At 40.1% G+C, this 18373-nt stretch carries 18 protein-coding genes; 10 read left to right on the forward strand and 8 right to left on the reverse strand.

The features are described 5' to 3' along the window. The first annotated feature begins 35 nt into the window (after positions 1 to 35). Positions 36 to 533 (forward strand): C40 family peptidase, encoded by a 498-nt coding sequence (locus tag ASG14_RS16755; RefSeq protein ID WP_056872223.1) that lies wholly within the window; start codon positions 36 to 38, stop codon positions 531 to 533. Between the two features lie 104 nt (positions 534 to 637). Further along, positions 638 to 1105 carry a TlpA disulfide reductase family protein gene (locus tag ASG14_RS16760; RefSeq protein WP_056872224.1) on the forward strand — a complete coding sequence of 156 codons (468 nt, stop codon included), beginning with the start codon at positions 638 to 640 and terminating at the stop codon, positions 1103 to 1105. A gap of 393 nt (positions 1106 to 1498) precedes the next feature. On the opposite strand, the gene ASG14_RS16765 is transcribed toward ASG14_RS16760, so the two are convergent. From ASG14_RS16765 to ASG14_RS16775, 3 genes are all read right to left on the reverse strand, one after another. Beyond that, entirely contained in the window at positions 1499 to 2338 is an 840-nt protein-coding gene (locus ASG14_RS16765; RefSeq protein ID WP_056872279.1) for an SDR family NAD(P)-dependent oxidoreductase, read from the reverse strand. Between the two features lie 93 nt (positions 2339 to 2431). Beyond that, the gene (locus ASG14_RS16770; protein WP_056872225.1) at positions 2432 to 3265 is read right to left on the reverse strand and encodes an SDR family NAD(P)-dependent oxidoreductase; all 834 of its coding nucleotides are present in this window, start codon (positions 3263 to 3265) and stop codon (positions 2432 to 2434) included. An 82-nt stretch (positions 3266 to 3347) separates the two neighbouring features. Next, entirely contained in the window at positions 3348 to 4259 is a 912-nt protein-coding gene (locus ASG14_RS16775) for an AraC family transcriptional regulator (protein ID WP_056872226.1), read from the reverse strand. 249 nt (positions 4260 to 4508) lie between these two features. On the opposite strand from ASG14_RS16775, the gene ASG14_RS16780 reads away from it, so the two are divergent. From ASG14_RS16780 to fabF, 3 genes are all read left to right on the forward strand, one after another. After that, on the forward strand, positions 4509 to 5096 hold the full coding sequence (locus ASG14_RS16780; protein WP_056872227.1) for a TetR/AcrR family transcriptional regulator: 588 nt from the start codon (positions 4509 to 4511) through the stop codon (positions 5094 to 5096). Between the two features lie 46 nt (positions 5097 to 5142). Further along, positions 5143 to 5910 (forward strand): SDR family oxidoreductase, encoded by a 768-nt coding sequence (locus ASG14_RS16785; protein WP_056872228.1) that lies wholly within the window; start codon positions 5143 to 5145, stop codon positions 5908 to 5910. Positions 5911 to 6132: 222 nt separating this feature from the next. Next, entirely contained in the window at positions 6133 to 7383 is a 1251-nt protein-coding gene (fabF, locus tag ASG14_RS16790) for a beta-ketoacyl-ACP synthase II (RefSeq protein ID WP_056872229.1), read from the forward strand. Here the strand turns inward: fabF and ASG14_RS16795 are convergent, their stop codons facing one another. Continuing rightward, positions 7384 to 8031 carry a YceH family protein gene (locus ASG14_RS16795; protein WP_056872230.1) on the reverse strand — a complete coding sequence of 216 codons (648 nt, stop codon included), beginning with the start codon at positions 8029 to 8031 and terminating at the stop codon, positions 7384 to 7386. Positions 8032 to 8256: 225 nt separating this feature from the next. On the opposite strand from ASG14_RS16795, the gene ASG14_RS16800 reads away from it, so the two are divergent. From ASG14_RS16800 to ASG14_RS16810, 3 genes are read left to right on the forward strand one after another with little or no spacing between them, the layout of a single operon-like run. After that, on the forward strand, positions 8257 to 8880 hold the full coding sequence (locus ASG14_RS16800; protein WP_056872231.1) for a (2Fe-2S)-binding protein: 624 nt from the start codon (positions 8257 to 8259) through the stop codon (positions 8878 to 8880). Beyond that, positions 8877 to 9860, forward strand: coding sequence for a xanthine dehydrogenase family protein subunit M (locus ASG14_RS16805; protein WP_056872232.1), 984 nt, complete (start codon positions 8877 to 8879; stop codon positions 9858 to 9860). The genes ASG14_RS16800 and ASG14_RS16805 overlap by 4 nt, the downstream gene beginning before the upstream one ends. Positions 9861 to 9862: 2 nt before the next feature. Continuing rightward, on the forward strand, positions 9863 to 11992 hold the full coding sequence (locus ASG14_RS16810) for a xanthine dehydrogenase family protein molybdopterin-binding subunit (protein ID WP_056872233.1): 2130 nt from the start codon (positions 9863 to 9865) through the stop codon (positions 11990 to 11992). A gap of 69 nt (positions 11993 to 12061) precedes the next feature. Here the strand turns inward: ASG14_RS16810 and ASG14_RS16815 are convergent, their stop codons facing one another. From ASG14_RS16815 to ASG14_RS16830, 4 genes are all read right to left on the reverse strand, one after another. Beyond that, complete coding sequence (locus ASG14_RS16815) at positions 12062 to 13675, reverse strand: S8 family peptidase (RefSeq protein ID WP_056872234.1); 1614 nt, start codon at positions 13673 to 13675, stop codon at positions 12062 to 12064. A gap of 152 nt (positions 13676 to 13827) precedes the next feature. Beyond that, entirely contained in the window at positions 13828 to 14421 is a 594-nt protein-coding gene (locus ASG14_RS16820; RefSeq protein WP_157274969.1) for a DUF4142 domain-containing protein, read from the reverse strand. A gap of 65 nt (positions 14422 to 14486) precedes the next feature. Further along, on the reverse strand, positions 14487 to 14927 hold the full coding sequence (locus ASG14_RS16825; RefSeq protein WP_056872236.1) for a GNAT family N-acetyltransferase: 441 nt from the start codon (positions 14925 to 14927) through the stop codon (positions 14487 to 14489). 71 nt (positions 14928 to 14998) lie between these two features. Then, positions 14999 to 15490, reverse strand: a complete 492-nt coding sequence (locus tag ASG14_RS16830) for a YajQ family cyclic di-GMP-binding protein (RefSeq protein WP_056872237.1) — start codon at positions 15488 to 15490, stop codon at positions 14999 to 15001. Positions 15491 to 15565: 75 nt separating this feature from the next. Between ASG14_RS16830 and ASG14_RS16835 the strand changes: the two genes are divergently transcribed. Together ASG14_RS16835 and ppk1 are read left to right on the forward strand one after the other, a co-directional pair. Then, a complete protein-coding gene (locus tag ASG14_RS16835) occupies positions 15566 to 16216 on the forward strand; it encodes a hypothetical protein (RefSeq protein WP_056872238.1) in 651 nt (216 codons plus the stop codon). Between the two features lie 98 nt (positions 16217 to 16314). After that, a complete protein-coding gene (gene ppk1 / locus ASG14_RS16840) occupies positions 16315 to 18372 on the forward strand; it encodes a polyphosphate kinase 1 (RefSeq protein WP_056872239.1) in 2058 nt (685 codons plus the stop codon). Position 18373 lies beyond the last annotated feature (1 nt).

Here is an 18373-nt window from a genome sequence, read left to right on the forward strand (position 1 = left end):
GTTCATCGTTAAGCGGGTATTTAAAAATTAAAGAGATGATAAAAACGAAATATTCTTTCTGGCTGGTTTTGCTTCTTTCACTGGTATTAACAGCCTGTGGTTCTAAGAAACTTGCCGTAAAAAGTGATTCAAAAGCTTCTAAGGCAGCCGATGCTATGGCAAACCTCAAAAGTCAGCAGCTTTACAGATTTATTACCGAATGGACTGGCGTAAAATATCGTTTTGGAGGCTTGGATAAAAGTGGTGTTGATTGTTCCGGCTTTGCATTTTTGTTGGAAAAGGAAATTTATGGTGTAAGCTTACCACGAATTTCCCGCGACCAGGCTAATTTTGCAAGAAAGAAGAGCTACGGCGCTTTGCAGGAAGGAGATTTAGTGTTCTTTTCTTTTGGTGGTAACGATGTAGACCATGTTGGGGTTTACCTTAATAATGGTTTTTTTGTTCACGCGAGCACAACCCGTGGTGTAATTGTTGATGATTTAAATCTACCCGCATATCAAAAAGTGCTGGTAAAATCCGGCTCTGTTAATTAACTAAGCTGTTATGCGGAATGCGCTTAACTGCTTGTTTATTGTTCCTTTTGCCAACACAATATCTCCAATCAGGTTTTAAGCTAACAAACTAAACTCGGTAAATTATGCGTATCTCTTTTATAATTTCCTTATTTATAATTACTTACTCTGCAAACGCACAGGTTAAACTACTTACGCTTGATGAGTTAGATAATCGTTTTGCAAAGGGAAAGGATACAACTTACATCGTAAATTTTTGGGCTACCTGGTGTTCGCCATGTGTGGCAGAATTGCCAAATTTTGAAAAAATCCGGGTGGCACATGCTAAACAACCCGTTAAAGTTTTGCTGATTAGCCTCGATTTTAAATCTAAACTGCAGAAAGAAGTTAATCCGTTTGTTGCTAAAAATGGCATTAAAACAGAAGTTTTTCTTTTAAACGAGCCAGACCAGCAAAAATACATAGAACGAATAGAGGGCAAATGGTCTGGTGCTATACCGGCTACTTTGTTTGTAAAAAAGAAGGTAAGGCGATTTTACGAAAAGGAATTCACAGAAACCGAACTTAAAAATGCGCTGTTAAACCTAAAATAGACATCATTAAGCACTTGTTTTTAATTGGTTTATCCTGAATGCAGTATTAGTTAAAGCACAAACTAAGAGTTGTAATCTTTGCGATTTTGTTAGTGATTTTCCTCAAAAACATTGACTCAAAAATGGTTTCGCTTTCAAATTATAAAAGTGCAAAAGGCCGACAGTCAGGAACAGATTAACGATGTGCAGAATGCAATAAGCGATTTATCTGCAACAAAAAAACATCAGCTGCATCAAATAAGGCGGTCGGTTGTAGCATAAAATGGAAAAAGGGATAATCGCTCATCCCTTTTCATTAAGAAAACTGTCGTAATTTCGTTTAGTACCGTTTCAATTATGGCATTTGCTACTTTCGCGCTACTTAATATGAGCGATGTACACTTTTAATGGGCCTTAACTGAAATTTGTCGCGGTGGCAAGGGCTTTCCAGCTTTCCATGTCTCTTTGCACATCGGCAATTTTTGCGTTTGCAAGCTCATAAGCATCCGGCCCAAGAAAAAGATGTAGCGGCGCATTATTGCTTTCCGCAACGGAAATAATCACATCACTGGCTTTCTCCGGGTCGCCGGGTTGTTGGTTGTTGATGTCGTTTTGGTGCGCAGCCTGCGAATCACGAACTTCCTTGTATGCATCAATCGGGTTTTTAGGAACTGCCAAGGAGTCTGGATTTAAAAACGATGTTCTAAAATAGCCAGGCTCCACAACTGTAGCTTTAATTCCGAGCGGTTTTACTTCTGCAGCCAGCGATTCTGTGAAGCCTGCAACAGCAAACTTGGTAGCGCAATAGATTCCAAAACCTGGAAAGTTGCCAGAAAAACCGCCAATAGACGAGATATTAAAAATGTGGCCAGACTGCTGTTTCCTCATTTGTGGCAGCACTTTTCTTATTACATTTAGCGAGCCGAAAACGTTCACATCAAAATTCTGGCGAGATTCCTGGTCGCTTAGTTCTTCTAAAGCGCCAAGCATGCCGTAACCGGCATTATTTACAACGAAATCTAACTGTCCAAATTTGCTAATCGTTTGTCCTACAGCTTTTTCAACGCTTTCCTCGCTCATCAAATCAACAGATAAGGGGAGGAAGTTGCTAAACGAGCCGACAGCTTTTGATAAGTCTTCTACGTTTCTCGATGTTGCAGCAACATCATAACCTTTACTCAATAATTTTTTTACCAAGGTTAGTCCCAGGCCTTTTGATGCCCCGGTAACGAACCAAACTTTTTTATTTTCCATGATTCTTGTTTCTAAATTGTGAATTTTCAATCTTGCCACGCACAAAAAGGGCATTTGCGGCGAGGATTGCATTAGGTTTATACTGATAATCTTCTAATAATCAGTTGAAATCGTTATTGCCTTCCAATCCTGAATTTCCTTTGTCAATGCGTCGAGCTTTGCATTTGCCCGTAGCAAAGCATCATTTCCCAGCAGTAAATGAAGCGGAGGGTTTGGCATACTTGCCAGAGAAATCATTGCAGCGGCGGCCTTTTCGGGGTCGCCAGCCTGTGCGCCATCCATTTTAAGGTATCTCGCATGCACATTACGGACTTCCGCATACTCATCAATTGGGTGCTGCGCCAGTACCAAAGATTCTTGAGTAAGGAAGCTTGTTCTGAAGGCGCCTGGTGTCACAACTGTCACCTTAACTCCAAATTCTTTAACATCCTCTGCTAACACTTCCGAAAGTGCAATTACTGCTGCTTTTGCTGCTGAATAAACTGCCCATCCGGTGGCGCCAGCTATTCCCGCTATTGATGCAATGTTTATGATGTGCCCTGAACGTTGCTTTCTTAAATGTGGGCTCGCTTTTCTAATCACGTTTAAAGTCCCAAAAACATTTACATCAAAAGCCTGACGAGTTTCCTCGTCGCTAAGCTCTTCGATACTCCCGCCAACGCCGTAGCCAGCGTTGTTAATCACTACATCAATTCTCCCGAATTTCGCGATTGTTGCATTAACAGCTTGCTCAACACTTATTTCGTCTGCTAAATTAACTTCCAGCGGAAGAAATTTTTCCGAGTTCGTATTTACGGCCCGGCTTAACTCACTTCCTGTTCTGGAAGTGGCTGCAACAGACTGGCCTGCTTGTAATAATTGATTTACTAAACTTAAACCCAGTCCTTTGGACGCGCCAGTTATAAACCAAACTTTTTTAAGTCCCATAATTTTATCCTTTTTGTTGATACAAAAGTATGGATGAAGTATAAACTTATAACTACGCGAATCAAACTAATGATTACGAAATTCAAACAATCCGGTAGGATGTTGGTGTATGGTTAGTTAATTTCTTAAAAAAATTATTGAAATGAGTGGGTTCTTCGAAGCCAAGGCAATACCCAATTTCTGAAATATTCCAGTCTGTATGTTTAAGCAAAGCCATTGCCTCGCTAAGCAAACGTTCGGTAATGTAATGCGTAGTTGTTTTTCCGGTAGTCTCTTTAATTGCTCTGTTTAAGTGGTTTACGTGTACAGAAAGTTGTGCGGCATAATCTTTGGCCGAACGCATGGTAAACCTTTGAGCGGGATTTTCTATAGGAAACTGCCGCTCTAGAAGTTCAGTAAATACGGCAGTAATCCTGGAGTTTGCATCAGGGTGTTTGTACAAGCCTTCCGACGGTTCAGTCTTTAATGCAAAATGTGTAATCTCCGTAGTATAGTTCCTCAGCAAATCATATTTATATAAGTAATCACTGTTAATTTCACTAAGCATCTTTTCAAAAATCGATGAAACGTACTCGTCTTGCTGCTCATTTAAAACGTAAGCTGGCTTACCGCCAACGGCAAACATCGGCAAATCACCAATATTTCCTCTGATTTTCTCGTTGAAAAAAGCTTCCGTGAAAATGCAGAAATAGCCCTTTACATCCTGCATTTTACCGCTGGCAAGTTCCCAGGTGTAAGGAACGAGAGGATTAAAAAACATGAGCGCCGTGCCGTTAATTTCTACGCTTTTGTCTGCATAGTGATATATGTTGTGACCACGGTTTAACGCGATTTTGTAAAAATCCCTTCTGCTGTAACTCATTGGTGGCTTATCATCGCCGAGACAATCTTCTAAACGAAAGACGTTAAAATGGCCAATGTCTTTTTGTAAGTTATCAGGCAAAAAATCAAACTTGTTCTTATAAAAATCTGCTATCGATTCTGATTTGCTCATAGGTCAAAGTTACAAAATTCAAACTTGTAAGTGAAAATGTAATTGCCGCCGGACTGAGAATTCGTTTTTAATCGCCTGATTTTGGCCGGCAATTTTTTCGTAATTTACTACCTATCATTAAAAAGATCAGCTCCTGAAACGTCCAATATCTGGCGGTTATTGCAGCTAATAAAAGTACTTTAAAATGATAAAAATAGTTGCACTTAATATACCATTCGGTATATATTTGTCCTGTCGATTTTATTGATTATGACAAAAGCAGAAAAGACCAAAAATTATATTGTTGAGAAAACAGCGCCGATTTTCAATATGAAAGGCTACGCAGGTACATCATTAAATGATATCACAGCTGCAACTGGGTTAACTAAAGGCAGTATTTACGGTAATTTCGCCAACAAAGACGAGGTTGCTTTGGCCGCTTTTGATTACAATTTAAATAGTAATGTAAAGAAAATTGAAGCGGCGGTTAGCAAAAGCCGTTCTACAAAATCAAAACTTCTTGCTTATATAGCTGTATACGAAAGTGTGCTGGTTGATGGGATCACAGTGGGCGGTTGCCCGGTATTAAACACAGCTATTGATGCTGATGATACACACCCGGCGCTCAGGGAAAAAGTTCTTCGAGCAGTGTTATCATGGAAAAAAGGTATAAGTAGTTTGGTTACTGATGGTATTAACAATGGCGAAATTACAGCCGGCACAGATCCTGAGCAGGTTGCTTTAACACTCATCGCTATGATTGAGGGCGCCATCATGATTTCCCGGCTTACCAATAACTTTGATCATTGGCATTCGATAATGAATTCTTTAAAAAAATATATAAACAGCCTCGGCTAAAAAATTTTAACTTAAAATATACCGATTGGTATAAAAATTAGAAATTATGAAAACTTCACAAAACACAGTATTAATTATCGGCGGAACTGCCGGAATCGGATTAGAAATTGTTAAACAATTAACTGCATTAAATAATCGGGTAATTGTTACAGGTAGAGACCAGGAGCGCCTCGATACTGCATTGGCGGGCTTGAACAATGTTACCGGAATTCAATTTGACGTAAGCAAAGCAGGAGATGTAGATAGTTTGGTCAAACGTATTTCTTCAGAATTTAAACAGCTAAACATGGTTATCAATAATGCTGGTCGTGCAATCTATTATAATTTGGGAGATGCTAACCAGGACAGTTTTGCAAACGCTGAAGACGAAATGCTAACGAATTATCTGTCAATCATCAGGATAAACGAAAAATTATTGCCAATTCTAAAACAACAGCCGGAAGCTGCAATTGTAAATGTTTCTTCAGTTGTTGCATACGTTCCGGGCATTACACTCCCTACCTATGCAGCAAGTAAAGCAGCACTACATTCTTACACCACATCCTTAAGGCTAAGTCTAGAAGCAACAAAGGTTAAGGTTTTTGAATTGATGCCACCATTGGTTGATACAGAATTTTCGAAAGAAATTGGTGGCCACAACGGCATTAAGCCGACTGTTGTCGCCGATGATTTTATCGCCGCACTCGCAAAGGATGAGTTTGAAATCAGGGTGGGCGACACGGCTAAAATTTATGAACTGTTCCGGAAATCACCTGATGATGCGCTTAACTTACTAAATGCAGATAGGAAGGAATGGGTTGAATCGGTTAAATAGCCAATTAAGAAAATGATTTGAAAAACTTTTGTCGTTGATATAGCAAATTTCACACTTGGAATTGGCACCTTTGCGGCAATTAGGGCATAACTACCGGACACCGAGAATTGAAATAGCTGTTAGAAGAACGACTTTTTGATTACATGATTTTGAACCTGAATATGTCGATTTGAATCTCTGTGCTGACTATACCCTTGAGAAAAAACTATAAAATATAATAAAATGAAACGAGTAGTTGTAACTGGCCTGGGTGCGATAACACCCCTTGGAAACACTGTAGAAACGCTGTGGACTAATATTTTAAATGGTCAAAGTGGTGTCGGGCCGATTACTAAATTTGATACCAGCAAATTTAAAACAAATTTTGCTGCAGAAGTAAAAGACTTTAATCCAGAGGATTTTTTGGATAAAAAGGAAGCTAGAAAATTCGATACTTTTACCCAGTACGCCATTGCATCCACCGACCAGGCTATTGCAGATGCTGGGTTGGATTTTACAACAATGAGTGATGAGCAACTGGCCGAAGTTGGCGTTATCTGGGCGACTGGTAACGGTGGTATTTCCACCTTTGAGGAACAATTGGCGGAATTTCATCAGGGTGATGGCACGCCACGGTTTAGTCCTTTTTTTATTCCAAAGATGATTGTAGATATTGCAGCAGGTGCAATTAGTATTCGCCACAAATTACGTGGACCAAACTATTGTACAGTTTCAGCCTGCGCCTCATCCAATACCGCCATTATAAGTGCGTTCGATACCATTCGATTGGGCAAAGCGAGTATTATGGTTGCAGGTGGCTCAGAAGCAGCCATTACGGAAGCATCGGTTGGTGGTTTCAATGCTGCCCAGGCCTTATCCAAGCGAAATGATAGTCCGGAGACGGCATCAAGGCCGTTTGATGAAAGTCGCGATGGCTTTGTGATGGGCGAGGGAGCCGGCGCTCTGATTTTGGAAGAACTGGAATACGCTGTGGCCCGCGGTGCTCACATTTATGCTGAGATTGTTGGCGGCGGTATGGCTGCAGATGCTTATCACTTGACGGGGACGCCGCCAGATGGTATTGGCGCAACCCTCGGAATGAAGAAAGCGCTCAAGGATGCCAACATTTCAGCTGACAAAATCGATTACATAAATGCTCATGCCACCTCAACAGGATTAGGGGATTTGAGCGAATTAATTGCAATTAATAATGTGTTTGAAGGTTTGCCGGTAGTAATTGGCGCTTCAAAATCTATGACAGGTCATTTATTGGGCGCCGCCGGTGCGGTAGAAAGTCTAATCAGCATCCTTGCAATTAGAGATGGCATTATTCCACCAACAATTAATACTAAAAAACTCGACGAGAAGATCCCGCAAGGATTGAATATTGTTTTGGCAGAGCCGATAAAAAAAGAAATCAACTACGTATTAAACAATACTTTCGGGTTTGGCGGTCACGTTGCCAGTACAATTTTCAAAAAATACCAGGATTAATTATTTATCCATTAACAAATTAACAAGTTCTTTTAATTCTTCAAGTTCTTGCTCCAACTTTGCCACACGATTTTCCAACGCTTCATTGGGTTGGAAAATTGTTTGCGTAGTTAGCGATTCATTTTCTGCTGTATCTGCCTGTTCACCAAGTAAATGTATGTACCTGGCTTCTTTTTGTCCAGCTTTTTTAGGTAACAACTTTACGAATGCAGGTTCTTCTTCAGCCAATTTTTTTAGCTGCAGTACAATATCCTCAATACTTTCGAATTCGTGCAATCTGGCAGAATTGCTATTAATTTCTCCGGGTGTAAGCGGTCCGCGTAAAAGCAGCAAACAAAGAATTGCAAGTTCTGATGGAACTAATGGAAATACAATGCCGAGATTATGCTTGTATTTAATTACACGGCTCGAACCTCCTGTAGCAGTTGATATTAAGCCTTTCAATTTTAGAGCGTTCAGGGTTAGGGTAACGGTTTCCTCATCATACTCTACCACCGGATTTCTCGAACTTTTCTGGTTGCAGGCACCGGTCAGGCTATTTAATGTCATTGGATAATAATCGGGCGTAGTCCGGCTTTTTTCAATCAATGATCCTAAAACACGTTGTTCTTCTGCAGATAAATTGGGGATGGCTATAATATCTTCCATTTGATAAAAGTATAAATAGCGTTTACATTTTCGAAATTATTTTCACAAAACGCTATGTCCATGCCAAAGAAAAACACCACTAAAACCCTGGGATAATCTGCAATGTGAAAGGTTTTTTTGCCACTCTTCAATGCTTTATTAGAATTATTCTAAATTTCCAAATTGCGGTGTTTTAAGGTTAAGAATAGCGAACTTTAGAAACAACAACATCTCAAAACACATTTTATGCAATCATCAGATAAGGAATCAACCGCGGGCGACTCGAGGAGGGATTTTCTCAAAAAAAGTTCCTTGATAACAGCCATCGCCTTAACACCAGCTGCAGCACTAAAGGCGGCAGAAAACCAGGCCGATGAACGTTTCGCCGAGCTTTTCGAAAAAATTCCCCTTAATCTTACAGTCAATAACAAAGCCTTTAAGACTTCAATTGAGCCAAGAGTTACACTTTTGGATTATTTACGGGAAGAACTTCATTTAACAGGCACAAAGAAAGGATGCGACCATGGGCAGTGTGGTGCTTGTACCGTTCATGTTGATGGCGAACGTGTTAATTCTTGCTTGAGTTTGGCAGTTATGAACGAAGGTAAAAAGATAACAACTATTGAGGGCCTGGCGAATGGCGAAGAATTACATCCTATGCAAGCTGCATTCATTAAGCATGATGGTTTTCAATGCGGCTATTGCACGCCCGGCCAGATCATGTCTGCCGTAGCCTGCGTTAATGAAGGCCATACCGGGTCAAGAGCAGAGATTAGTGAATATATGAGTGGAAACATCTGTAGATGTGGTGCTTACCCAAACATTGTTGATGCAATTGTTGAGGTTTCGAAAGGAGGAATGAAGGCATGATAAATTTTCAGTATTTAAGAACAACTTCAGCAAAATCAGCAATTAATTTACTACTAAAGGATAAAAATTCCAGGTTCATTGCGGGCGGTACCAATCTAATTGATTTGATGAAAAGAGGAGTTACCGCTCCTGAAAAATTGATTGACATAAACCATGTTCCTTTAAAAGAAATAGAACTTGTAGGCAATAAAATTATTATTGGTGCATTGGCATCGAATACCGCGGTAGCAAACAACGAAATTGTTAATGCAAAACTGCCACTTTTGGCGATGGCTTTAAATGCCGGCGCTTCGGCACAGCTTAGAAATGTAGCCACTGTAGGTGGAAACATGATGCAGCGAACCCGTTGTGGCTACTTTTACGATATCGAAATGCCTTGCAATAAACGGCAGCCAGGCTCCGGATGCGGGGCTGTTGGTGGTTTCAACCGGATGCATGCCATTTTTGGAACTTCTGACAAATGTATTGCCGTTCACCCGAGTGATATGTGCGTTGCTTTAGTTGCGTTGGATGCGGTTGTTGTGCTCGCGAATGCAAAAGGCGAACGGAACGTTTTATTTAAAGATTTTCATCGCCTTGCGGGAGATACGCCTCAGATAGACAATAACTTAAAAGCTGATGAAATGATTATCAGATTGGAAATTCCAACAAATAATATGGCTAAAAATTCTCATTATCTAAAGGTGAGAGACAGGGCATCTTATGCTTTCGCATTAGTTTCTGTAGCAGCAGGAATGGAGGTTGTGGATGATAAAATTATTAATGTTAGGCTGGCGATGGGCGGGGTAGCACACAAACCGTGGCGTTTAACTGCGGCAGAAGATTTTCTGAAAGGCAAAGAGCCATCCCTCGGAAATTTTGGGCAAGCTGCCAAACTGGCCATGAGTGGTGCAAAAGGTTTCGGAGAAAACGATTTTAAACTTCAGATGGCTCCTAACACAATTATTGAAGCGTTAACCATTGCAAAATCGAAAGCATAAACATGGACAATCGAATATCAAAAGATGCAAATGACCGTGTAGATGGAATTTACAAGGTGACGGGAAAAGCTAAATACTTTGCCGAATATGAATTGCCAGGCTTAACTTATGGCGTTTTAGTAACGAGTACAATTACAAAAGGCAAGATAACTGCGCTCGATACAAAGGCCGCTGAAAAAGCGCCTGGCGTTATTGCAGTAATATCGCACTTAAATAAGCCATCTGCTCCGGCTTATGAGCAAGAGGGTGGCTCACCCTTCAAAATTTTCTATACTGACAAGATCTTTTTCAACGGGCAGCCAATTGCGATTGTAGTTGCTAACACTTTCGAAAGAGCAACATATGCTGCATCGCTGGTGAAAGCGACTTACTCTAAAGAAGAATTTAATACCGATTTTGAAAAAGCGGTAAAGGATGCAAAATCGAAGAAGCTGCAGGGACAGCCAGATTATAAACGAGGTACAGAAAATGCATATAAAACTGCAGAGGTACAAATCGAATCGCAATATCATCTGCCAATAGAAACACACAACCCGATGGAGTTGGCGGGAATTATAGCAGACTGGCGCCCAAATAACCAGGTAACTGTTTATGCGAAAACGCAGGGCGTTAAGGCAACGCAGGGAACCATTGCAAACGTATTTAAAATTCCGGTAGAAAATATCCAGGTAAATTCTGAATTTGTGGGTGGTGGCTTTGGAATGGGCCTTAGAACCTGGCCATTGGAAATAGCAACGGTTATGGCATCAAAGCATATCGCTAAACCTGTAAAGCTTGTAATTACCCGCATGCAAATGTTTACCATGGTGGGTAACAGGCCGGCAGCAGTGCAAACCGTGGGTTTAGGGGCGAATAAGGATGGAACCTTAACAGGCATAACGCACAGAGCCTTTGGCGAAACTTCTGCTTATGAAAATTTCACCGAAGGTGTCGTAAACATGGCTAAATTTATGTATCAATGCGATAATGTAAATACACAATACACCGTTGTACCTGTAGATTTAGGCGTGCCAATCTGGATGCGTGGGCCGGGAGAAGCAACAGGTGCCTTCGCCCTCGAAAGTGCTATTGACGAGCTTGCGCATGCTTTAGATATGGATCCGCTGGAATTCCGGACGAAGAATGACCCTGAAAAAGACCAGCAACGCAACAAACCTTTTTCTGATAAAAACATTAAGGAAGCTTATAAAATAGGCGCCGAAAAAATTGGCTGGTCGGAACGAAAGAACAAGCCAGGCAGTTTGATAGATGGCCAATGGAAAAGCGGCTACGGCGTAAGTATCGGTGTTTTTAATGCGAACAGGGGCAGGGCAAGCGTGAAAGGTATTCTAAAAGCCGATGGCACATTAATTTTACAAAGTGCTACAAGTGATATTGGTCCGGGTACGGGAACCGGTATGACGCTCATCGCGAGTAAACTGTTGGGCATTCCGGGTGATAAGATAAAGTTTGAGCTCGGCGATTCTTCGTTACCACCTGCGCCTAGCCAGGGTGGTTCGGCAACATTATCTACCGTCGGTTCTGCTGTAAACGATGTTTGCGTAAGCTTAAAGTCGACCATAGCAGAGCTTGCCGCAAACTCGAATATGGATGCCACTTCAAATTTTGTAGATGTGTTGAAGAAAAACAGCTTGCCCTCAATTGAGGTTATCAGGCAAAGTCAGGCGGGCAAGGAACGTGAAGATTATTCCATGTATTCTTTTTCCATCCACTTTGTGAAAGTTAAAGTGAATAGCCTAACCGGTGTGGTTAAGGTAGATAAAATTGTTTCAGTTGGCGATTCCGGAACGATAGTAAGTCCGAAAACTGCCAGAAGCCAAATGGTTGGCGGCGCCGTGGGTGGTGTTGGCATGGCGTTAACCGAAGAATCGGTAATAGACCATCGCTATGGCAGGTATATTAATAACAATTTTGCAGACTACCACGTGCCGGTAAATGCGGACATCCCTGAAATTGAAGTACATTTTATAAACAAGCCAGACCCCTACATAAATCCGATGGGCGCAAAAGGAATGGGTGAAATTGCTTTGATTGGTTTTTCTGCGGCCGTAGCAAATGCGGTTTTCAACGCTACCGGTAAGCGGATAAGAACACTTCCAATTACACCCGACAAAATATTGGCGAGCGTTTAATGATTTTCAGTTAACCAACAAAGGCGAACCGATTGGTTCGCCTTTGTTGGTTTTTCTTTAATGTAAATGTTATTTGGCTGTTGATTTGCCATCATATGTAGCAGCTAATTTCAATGCGTTATAAGCATTAACAATTCCGCCACTAATAGATAAATCTGCAAATGGAACGGATGCTTTCGGCGCATCATCGCCTTCGCCTTTTTTGTATTCTACATTGTGGTTCACTTTAACAACAGATTTTACGATGATCTCTTTAACCTGAGCTGCGCTAAGTTTTGGATAATATGAGCGAATCAAAGCCGCCAAGCCTGCTACTACTGGCGAAGCCATACTTGTCCCATCTAAATTTTTGTATTTCGAATCCGGAATTGTAGAGTAAATCTGAACGCCGGGAGCGAAAACATCAACCTGGGTTTTACCAAAGTTGGAGAAACTCGCTTTCAGGGTTTCGTCGTCTTTTGGCCCTGATGCGCCAACGGTAATCCATGATGCAATTGTTTTCTCATCTAAGTCTTTGTGGTTAGGAAAATTATTCTCGGTGTCGATATCTTTATTTTCGTTACCAGCCGCTTGCACAATTAATACATCTTTTGAGGCTGCATATTTCATCGCTTCGTTTACAACAGCTTTATTCCAGCTGTAGGCTTTTCCGAAGCTCATGTTAATAACCTTAGCACCGTTATCAACCGCGTAACGAATCGCATTGGCAACGTCTTTATCGCGTTCATCACCATTAGGCGTACACCGAACACCCATAATTAAGACGTTATCGGCCACGCCGTTTATGCCAAGTTTGTTGGTTCTGTCGGCGCCAATAATACCGGCAACGTGCGAACCATGCATCGCATCAGGGCCTTTCACGTCATTATTTCCGTAGTTTTTCTCGTTGTCGTTGTTAGGGTCATCACCAACAATATCACGTGGATTATAATCAAGGTTTAGGTTGTAATTTGCTTGTTCGGTATAATATTTTACGCCTTCCGTAATTTGGTCCTCATAGAAATCTTTGAAGCTTCCTTTTTTCAATTCTTGAGACAAAACTTCCTGAATCCGTGCATCAGCGTTAGTTTCAGGTTTAAACTTAACAAAATCTTCAGCAGTAGGATTCGGTTTCCCTATCTTTTTCACAACAGCATCTAAAGCATTTTTAAAGCCAGCCAAACCTGCCAGATTTGCGTTTGCTTCACCAAGTTGCTTTTCCAAATCAGAGCGCATAACTTTAAATGCTTCATAGTCTTTTTTGTCCTGCTCGGTAACGTTTGCGTCAGTTGTGTTTGCAAATCTTTTCATGTCTCTGCGAACTAAACGGGTAAGTTCCAGGGTCTCATGGTCTACAGAACCTTTTGGGCCTCCGATAAAATTCCAGCCATGAATATCGTCGACATAACCATTATTATCGTCGTCTTTCCCATTGCCAGCCACTTCTTTTGTATTCACCCACATAACACGCTTCAAGTCTTCATGTTGCGCATCTACGCCGCCATCATTCACGGCCACGATAACTTTGGTCGATTTTTTACCTTTCAGTAATTCTTTATATGCTTTTTCCGTACCGATTCCAAATACCGAATCAGTTTTTAAGTCGAGATTTTGCCAGTTCGCTTTCTGCGCATTTGCGAGAAAAGGCACTGATATAATCGCTGCTAAACTAAATAACCTTTTAAAAATTTTACTCTTATTCATTTCTGTTTTTTGTATTTAACGGCAAAATATAGCTTTAATTTTCATCAAAAGATAAACCCATTAATAAAAATGATGTTCGCCGAACATTTTATAAATAAAAAGCAGGATTTGTTACAAAACAAGTCCTGCTTTTTAAAATAATATATGTGATGTTATTTTATTGCTGAGGCAATTTCTTTTGCTTTTGCAGTGTGGCCTTCAATAACGCTCAGGGTTTTTGTTGCCCAGGCTTTTAAATCAAGGTCTTTATTTTGTTTGCCCTGCTCAAAAAGTTTTACCGTTTTTTCATGGTCATCTACCATCATCGCAATGTAGTGTTTATCAAAATTATCGCCTGTCATCTTTTTCATTTCATCCAGATGTATTTGCTCATCTGCAGGTAACGCATCAGGAGTAATTATTTTTGCTTTAGAAGCAAGCGCTTTAAGCTCCTGATTTGCCTTACTGTGGTCTGTAATCATTTGCTGGGCGAAATTCTTAACCTCACCATTTTTTGCATTTTTGAGTGCTATTTTTGCTGCTTCAACTTCCATTATCCCACCTACAGCTGCTTTTTTTAGAAATGTCGCTCCATCATCATCCAATGTAGTTTCGGTACTTTCTGAGCCAGAAACATGCACGCCATTAACCATTGTAGTATCGCCACCTACGCTGTCTTTTGTAGTTGATGACTTTTTATCAGCAGTTTGGCAAGATTGTAAAATTACTAATGTAGAAAGGGCTAAACCTAAAAATATCTTTTTCATTGCTTTTTCTTTTGTTTGCTTAAAAAACAAGAAAGCGTTGAAAAGGTTTTTAATTAACGAAGCGTTTACTGCGGGTCGTACACATTGTTAACTACGATTGCCATCTGGCGCTCGGGATTTTTTATTTCCGAGAATCCAAATTGCCGGTATAACTCGTGTGCATCTAGTGTGGTAAGTTGATAACGTCGTAAACCTTGTAAATCAGGATGGAAAATCATGAAAGACATTAATTTTTTAGAAAGGCCAAGTCCACGGTATTCAAGCTCAATGTAAACGTCGCACAGGTATGCAAAAGTTGCCTTATCCGTTACCCATCTCGAAAAACCTATTTGTAAATCACCCTTATAAATACCAAAACAAAGCGAATTTTCTAATGATTTTTTAACCGTAGCCTTAGGTATGTTTTTGGCCCAGTAAGATTCCTTGCTCAAATAACGATGGATGGCATCGAGTTGTAAAAGGTCTTTATTATCAGAAAAGACAAAACCATGTTCACTAATTTCCATATGGGATGATGCTTGTTTTTTATTTATACATGGACAGATTAGGGCGAAATAGTTCGCTAAAATTCGAACCCTTAGTTGCGCATATTAATATACTGTAGTGGCTGGCCAAAATCCTCGTTACGGCAAAGGTTAATTACCGCTTGCAAATCGTCGATTTTTTTTGCGGTAACCCTAACCTGGTCATCCATTATTGACGGTTGTACTTTGAGGCCGCTCGCTTTAATTTTAGCCACAACTTTCTTCGCAGCTTCTTTATCCAAACCCTCTTTAATGCTTATTTCTTTACGAATCATATTTCCTGATGCCTGTTGTTCATCTCCGAAGTCCAGACTTTTTGGATCGAGGTTTTGTTTCATCATCCTGGAAATTATCGACCCTTCAATAGCTTTTAAACGCATATCATCTTCCGTAACAATGGTTACGATGTTGGTTTTCTTATCAAGGTCTATCGTACTCTTTGAGCCATTGAAATCGAAACGGTTCAAAATTTCTTTTTTAGCATTGTTGATTGCGTTGTCGAGTGTTTGCGCATCAACTTTACTTACAATATCAAAAGAAGGCATGGTTTTAGCTTTAAAGTAAAAAAATAAGTAGATTTAGTACATCATTACTGATGCTACAAAAAAACGAAAAATATTATGAAAACCACTAAAGCGAAGACGCTAAAAAAAACAACAAAAAAAGATGCGAAGAAACAGTTGGAGCAATCTTTAACGGCTCAGTTTTTGGAAGTCGTTAAAAGTTTAGGTCACGACGCGTCGGAGATTAGTGCGGAGGTTGCAAAAGCGAGCAAAAGAGTGGCAAAGAAGCTGACAAAAAAGTTTACGGTTATAAAGGCTGACGTGGGACATAAAATAGATGACATACTCCATTCAGCGAAGACGGTTAAAAAAGATATTAAAAAACCAGTAGAAAAAGCGGCAGCTAAAGCTGAAAAGGTGGTTAAAAAAGCGGTTTCGAAAGCGAAACCAGTTGTGCAAAGTGTAAAAGTTGCTGCAATAGCGACAGAAGAAAAGGCTGAAAAGGCGATTTCAAAGCCAATTGCTAAGGCTGTTTCGAGTGCTAAGGCGGTAGTTTCGGCAGCAGAAAAATCTGCCGGGAACGCAACGGAGGTAGTAAAAACTGCTGCAGATAATTCTGCATCAAAAGGAGTTATCGCTGCAAAACAGGCCGTTAAGAAAGTTGCGTCGAAAGCAAGTGAAACTGAGCCGGCAACCACAGCTAAAAAGATTGCTTCTGAAGCAAAGCCGGTGGCAAAAAAGGTTGCAAAAACAACAACGACTAAATAGTTTGTTAACATTAATATGGTTACGAATTAACATCCACTTAACAAATTAATTTGCAGTTTTGAGCGTCCCTGTTTTGGCAGGGATTTTTATTTTTTTAAATGAGCAAGAAGAAGATACCTTTTTTTAATCGCGAAATAAGTTGGTTGTATTTTAATGAACGCGTACTGCAAGAGGCGGCAGATGAAACAGTTCCTTTGATTGAGCGCATCAAGTTTTTGTCAATCTTCTCATCAAATCTCGAAGAATTTTATAGAGTTAGGGTTGCTACGATGACCCGTTTAACGAACTTAAACGAGAAAGCAAAAGCGCTGTTGGGTTTCAATCCCAAAAAAATTCTAAACGAAATTAAAAATATTGTTGTTAGGCAAGAGCGTAAATTCGACCAGCTTTTTCAGGCTACGCTTATAAATGAATTGGCACAAAACAGAATCTTTATTTTAAACGATACGCAACTGAATGTTAGTCGCGGAGAGTTTGTGAAAAACCATTTCAGAGATAAAATCCTCTCTAATCTGGTGCCAATAATGCTGGATATGGATAAGCCTTTTCTGGAGTTAAAGGACAGGTTCTTATATTTCTTTGTAAAACTATCGAGGCAAGACACAAAACTGAGGGAAAAGTATGCACTGATTGAAATACCTCCAAATCTGCCTCGTTTTTTGGTGTTGCCAGAAACCAATGATCTTAAATTTATCATCCTCGCGGAAGACATTATCCGTTATTGCCTCGATGACATTTTTTATGTTTTTACATACGATAATTTAGAAGCTTACTCGATTCAACTTACCAGAGATGCCGAACTGGATATAGATAAAAACATAAACGATAAGTTTATTGAAGATTTGAAGAGTAGTCTCGAAAAGCGTAAAAAAGGTAAACCAATGCGTTTGCTTTACGATTCTGCAATGCCATTGAATATGCTTACCGTTTTGGTAAATAAATTAAAACTGGAAGCAGAAAGCTTAATTCCCGGAAACCGGTACCATAAATTTGGTGATTTTATTGCCTTCCCGAATGTGGGGGGAAAAGATTTGGAATATCCACCCAATGTGCCATTAAAAGTACACGGACTACATCGAACTGAAAGCGTTTTCGCGAAGATTGCCCAGAGAGATTACCTGGTAAATTTGCCTTATCAATCTTATGATTACATCATTCTATTTTTAAGGGAAGCAGCGATTGACCCAAAGGTTACAGATATACAAATCACCTTATACCGGTTGGCAGAGAATTCAAAGGTTATAAATGCTTTGATTAACGCGGCTAAAAATGGCAAGAATGTCTCTGTATTACTCGAGTTAAAGGCCAGGTTTGATGAACAGGCAAATATTTTCTGGACCAGCAGATTAATGGAGGAAGGCGTAAAAGTTAATTATGGCTTAACCGATTATAAGGTACATTCCAAAATATGCCTGGTTAAACGCATGGAAAAAGATAAAGCGGTTTACTATGCAAACCTTGCTACCGGAAATTTTAACGAAAAAACCGCCGGCCTTTACTGTGACCACAGCATTTTCACAGCGAAAAAGGAAATTACAAACGATTTGGTAAAACTTTTCGATGCGTTAACCAAACGTACAGTAACCAAAGGTTTCAAACATTTAATTGTATCACCTTTAGAAAGCCGCTCGAAACTTACAAACTTTATTAACCGGGAGATTAGAAATGCCAAGGCAGGAAAATTAGCCTATATTTTACTAAAGGTTAATAGTTTAGCCGATGAGGGCATTATTACCAAACTTTACGAAGCAAGCAATGCCGGCGTTAAAATCCAGTTGATAGTAAGGGGAATTTGCTGCCTCGTGCCAGGCGTTGTCGGTTTTAGCGAAAACATTTCGGCCATTAGCATTATAGATAAATTTCTGGAGCATGCCAGGGTTTATATTTTCAGCAATAACGGAAAAAACGATATGTACCTTTCTTCTGCAGATTTGATGAGCAGAAATTTCGAGCATAGGGTAGAAGTTGGCTTTCCTGTATTAGATGCTGATGTTAAGCAGGAAATTCAGGACATGATTGATTTGCAATTGCAGGACAATACCAAATCACGCCAGATAAATGCTCAAAACAACAACAAATACCACAAAAACAGGTTAAGTAAAAAAACAAGGGCGCAAGTGGATATTTATAACTATTTGAAAACCAAGCATCAATAAT

The sequence above is a fragment of the Pedobacter sp. Leaf194 genome (genome assembly GCF_001423945.1).
In the GTDB taxonomy this organism is placed as follows: Bacteria; Bacteroidota; Bacteroidia; order Sphingobacteriales; family Sphingobacteriaceae; genus Pedobacter.

Excerpts from the sequence above, each read along its gene's own strand:
- ASG14_RS16820 (WP_157274969.1), bottom strand. The coding sequence starts at position 14,421 with ATGAAAAAGATATTTTTAGGTTTAGCCCTTTCTACATTAGTAATTTTA.
- ASG14_RS16780 (WP_056872227.1), top strand. The coding sequence starts at position 4,509 with ATGACAAAAGCAGAAAAGACCAAAAATTATATTGTTGAGAAAACAGCG.
- ASG14_RS16800 (WP_056872231.1), top strand. The coding sequence starts at position 8,257 with ATGCAATCATCAGATAAGGAATCAACCGCGGGCGACTCGAGGAGGGAT.
- ppk1 (WP_056872239.1), top strand. The coding sequence starts at position 16,315 with ATGAGCAAGAAGAAGATACCTTTTTTTAATCGCGAAATAAGTTGGTTG.
- ASG14_RS16770 (WP_056872225.1), bottom strand. The coding sequence starts at position 3,265 with ATGGGACTTAAAAAAGTTTGGTTTATAACTGGCGCGTCCAAAGGACTG.
- ASG14_RS16760 (WP_056872224.1), top strand. The coding sequence starts at position 638 with ATGCGTATCTCTTTTATAATTTCCTTATTTATAATTACTTACTCTGCA.
- ASG14_RS16775 (WP_056872226.1), bottom strand. The coding sequence starts at position 4,259 with ATGAGCAAATCAGAATCGATAGCAGATTTTTATAAGAACAAGTTTGAT.
- ASG14_RS16830 (WP_056872237.1), bottom strand. The coding sequence starts at position 15,490 with ATGCCTTCTTTTGATATTGTAAGTAAAGTTGATGCGCAAACACTCGAC.
- ASG14_RS16765 (WP_056872279.1), bottom strand. The coding sequence starts at position 2,338 with ATGGAAAATAAAAAAGTTTGGTTCGTTACCGGGGCATCAAAAGGCCTG.
- ASG14_RS16795 (WP_056872230.1), bottom strand. The coding sequence starts at position 8,031 with ATGGAAGATATTATAGCCATCCCCAATTTATCTGCAGAAGAACAACGT.
- ASG14_RS16755 (WP_056872223.1), top strand. The coding sequence starts at position 36 with ATGATAAAAACGAAATATTCTTTCTGGCTGGTTTTGCTTCTTTCACTG.
- ASG14_RS16805 (WP_056872232.1), top strand. The coding sequence starts at position 8,877 with ATGATAAATTTTCAGTATTTAAGAACAACTTCAGCAAAATCAGCAATT.
- ASG14_RS16825 (WP_056872236.1), bottom strand. The coding sequence starts at position 14,927 with ATGGAAATTAGTGAACATGGTTTTGTCTTTTCTGATAATAAAGACCTT.
- ASG14_RS16810 (WP_056872233.1), top strand. The coding sequence starts at position 9,863 with ATGGACAATCGAATATCAAAAGATGCAAATGACCGTGTAGATGGAATT.
- fabF (WP_056872229.1), top strand. The coding sequence starts at position 6,133 with ATGAAACGAGTAGTTGTAACTGGCCTGGGTGCGATAACACCCCTTGGA.
- ASG14_RS16815 (WP_056872234.1), bottom strand. The coding sequence starts at position 13,675 with ATGAATAAGAGTAAAATTTTTAAAAGGTTATTTAGTTTAGCAGCGATT.
- ASG14_RS16835 (WP_056872238.1), top strand. The coding sequence starts at position 15,566 with ATGAAAACCACTAAAGCGAAGACGCTAAAAAAAACAACAAAAAAAGAT.
- ASG14_RS16785 (WP_056872228.1), top strand. The coding sequence starts at position 5,143 with ATGAAAACTTCACAAAACACAGTATTAATTATCGGCGGAACTGCCGGA.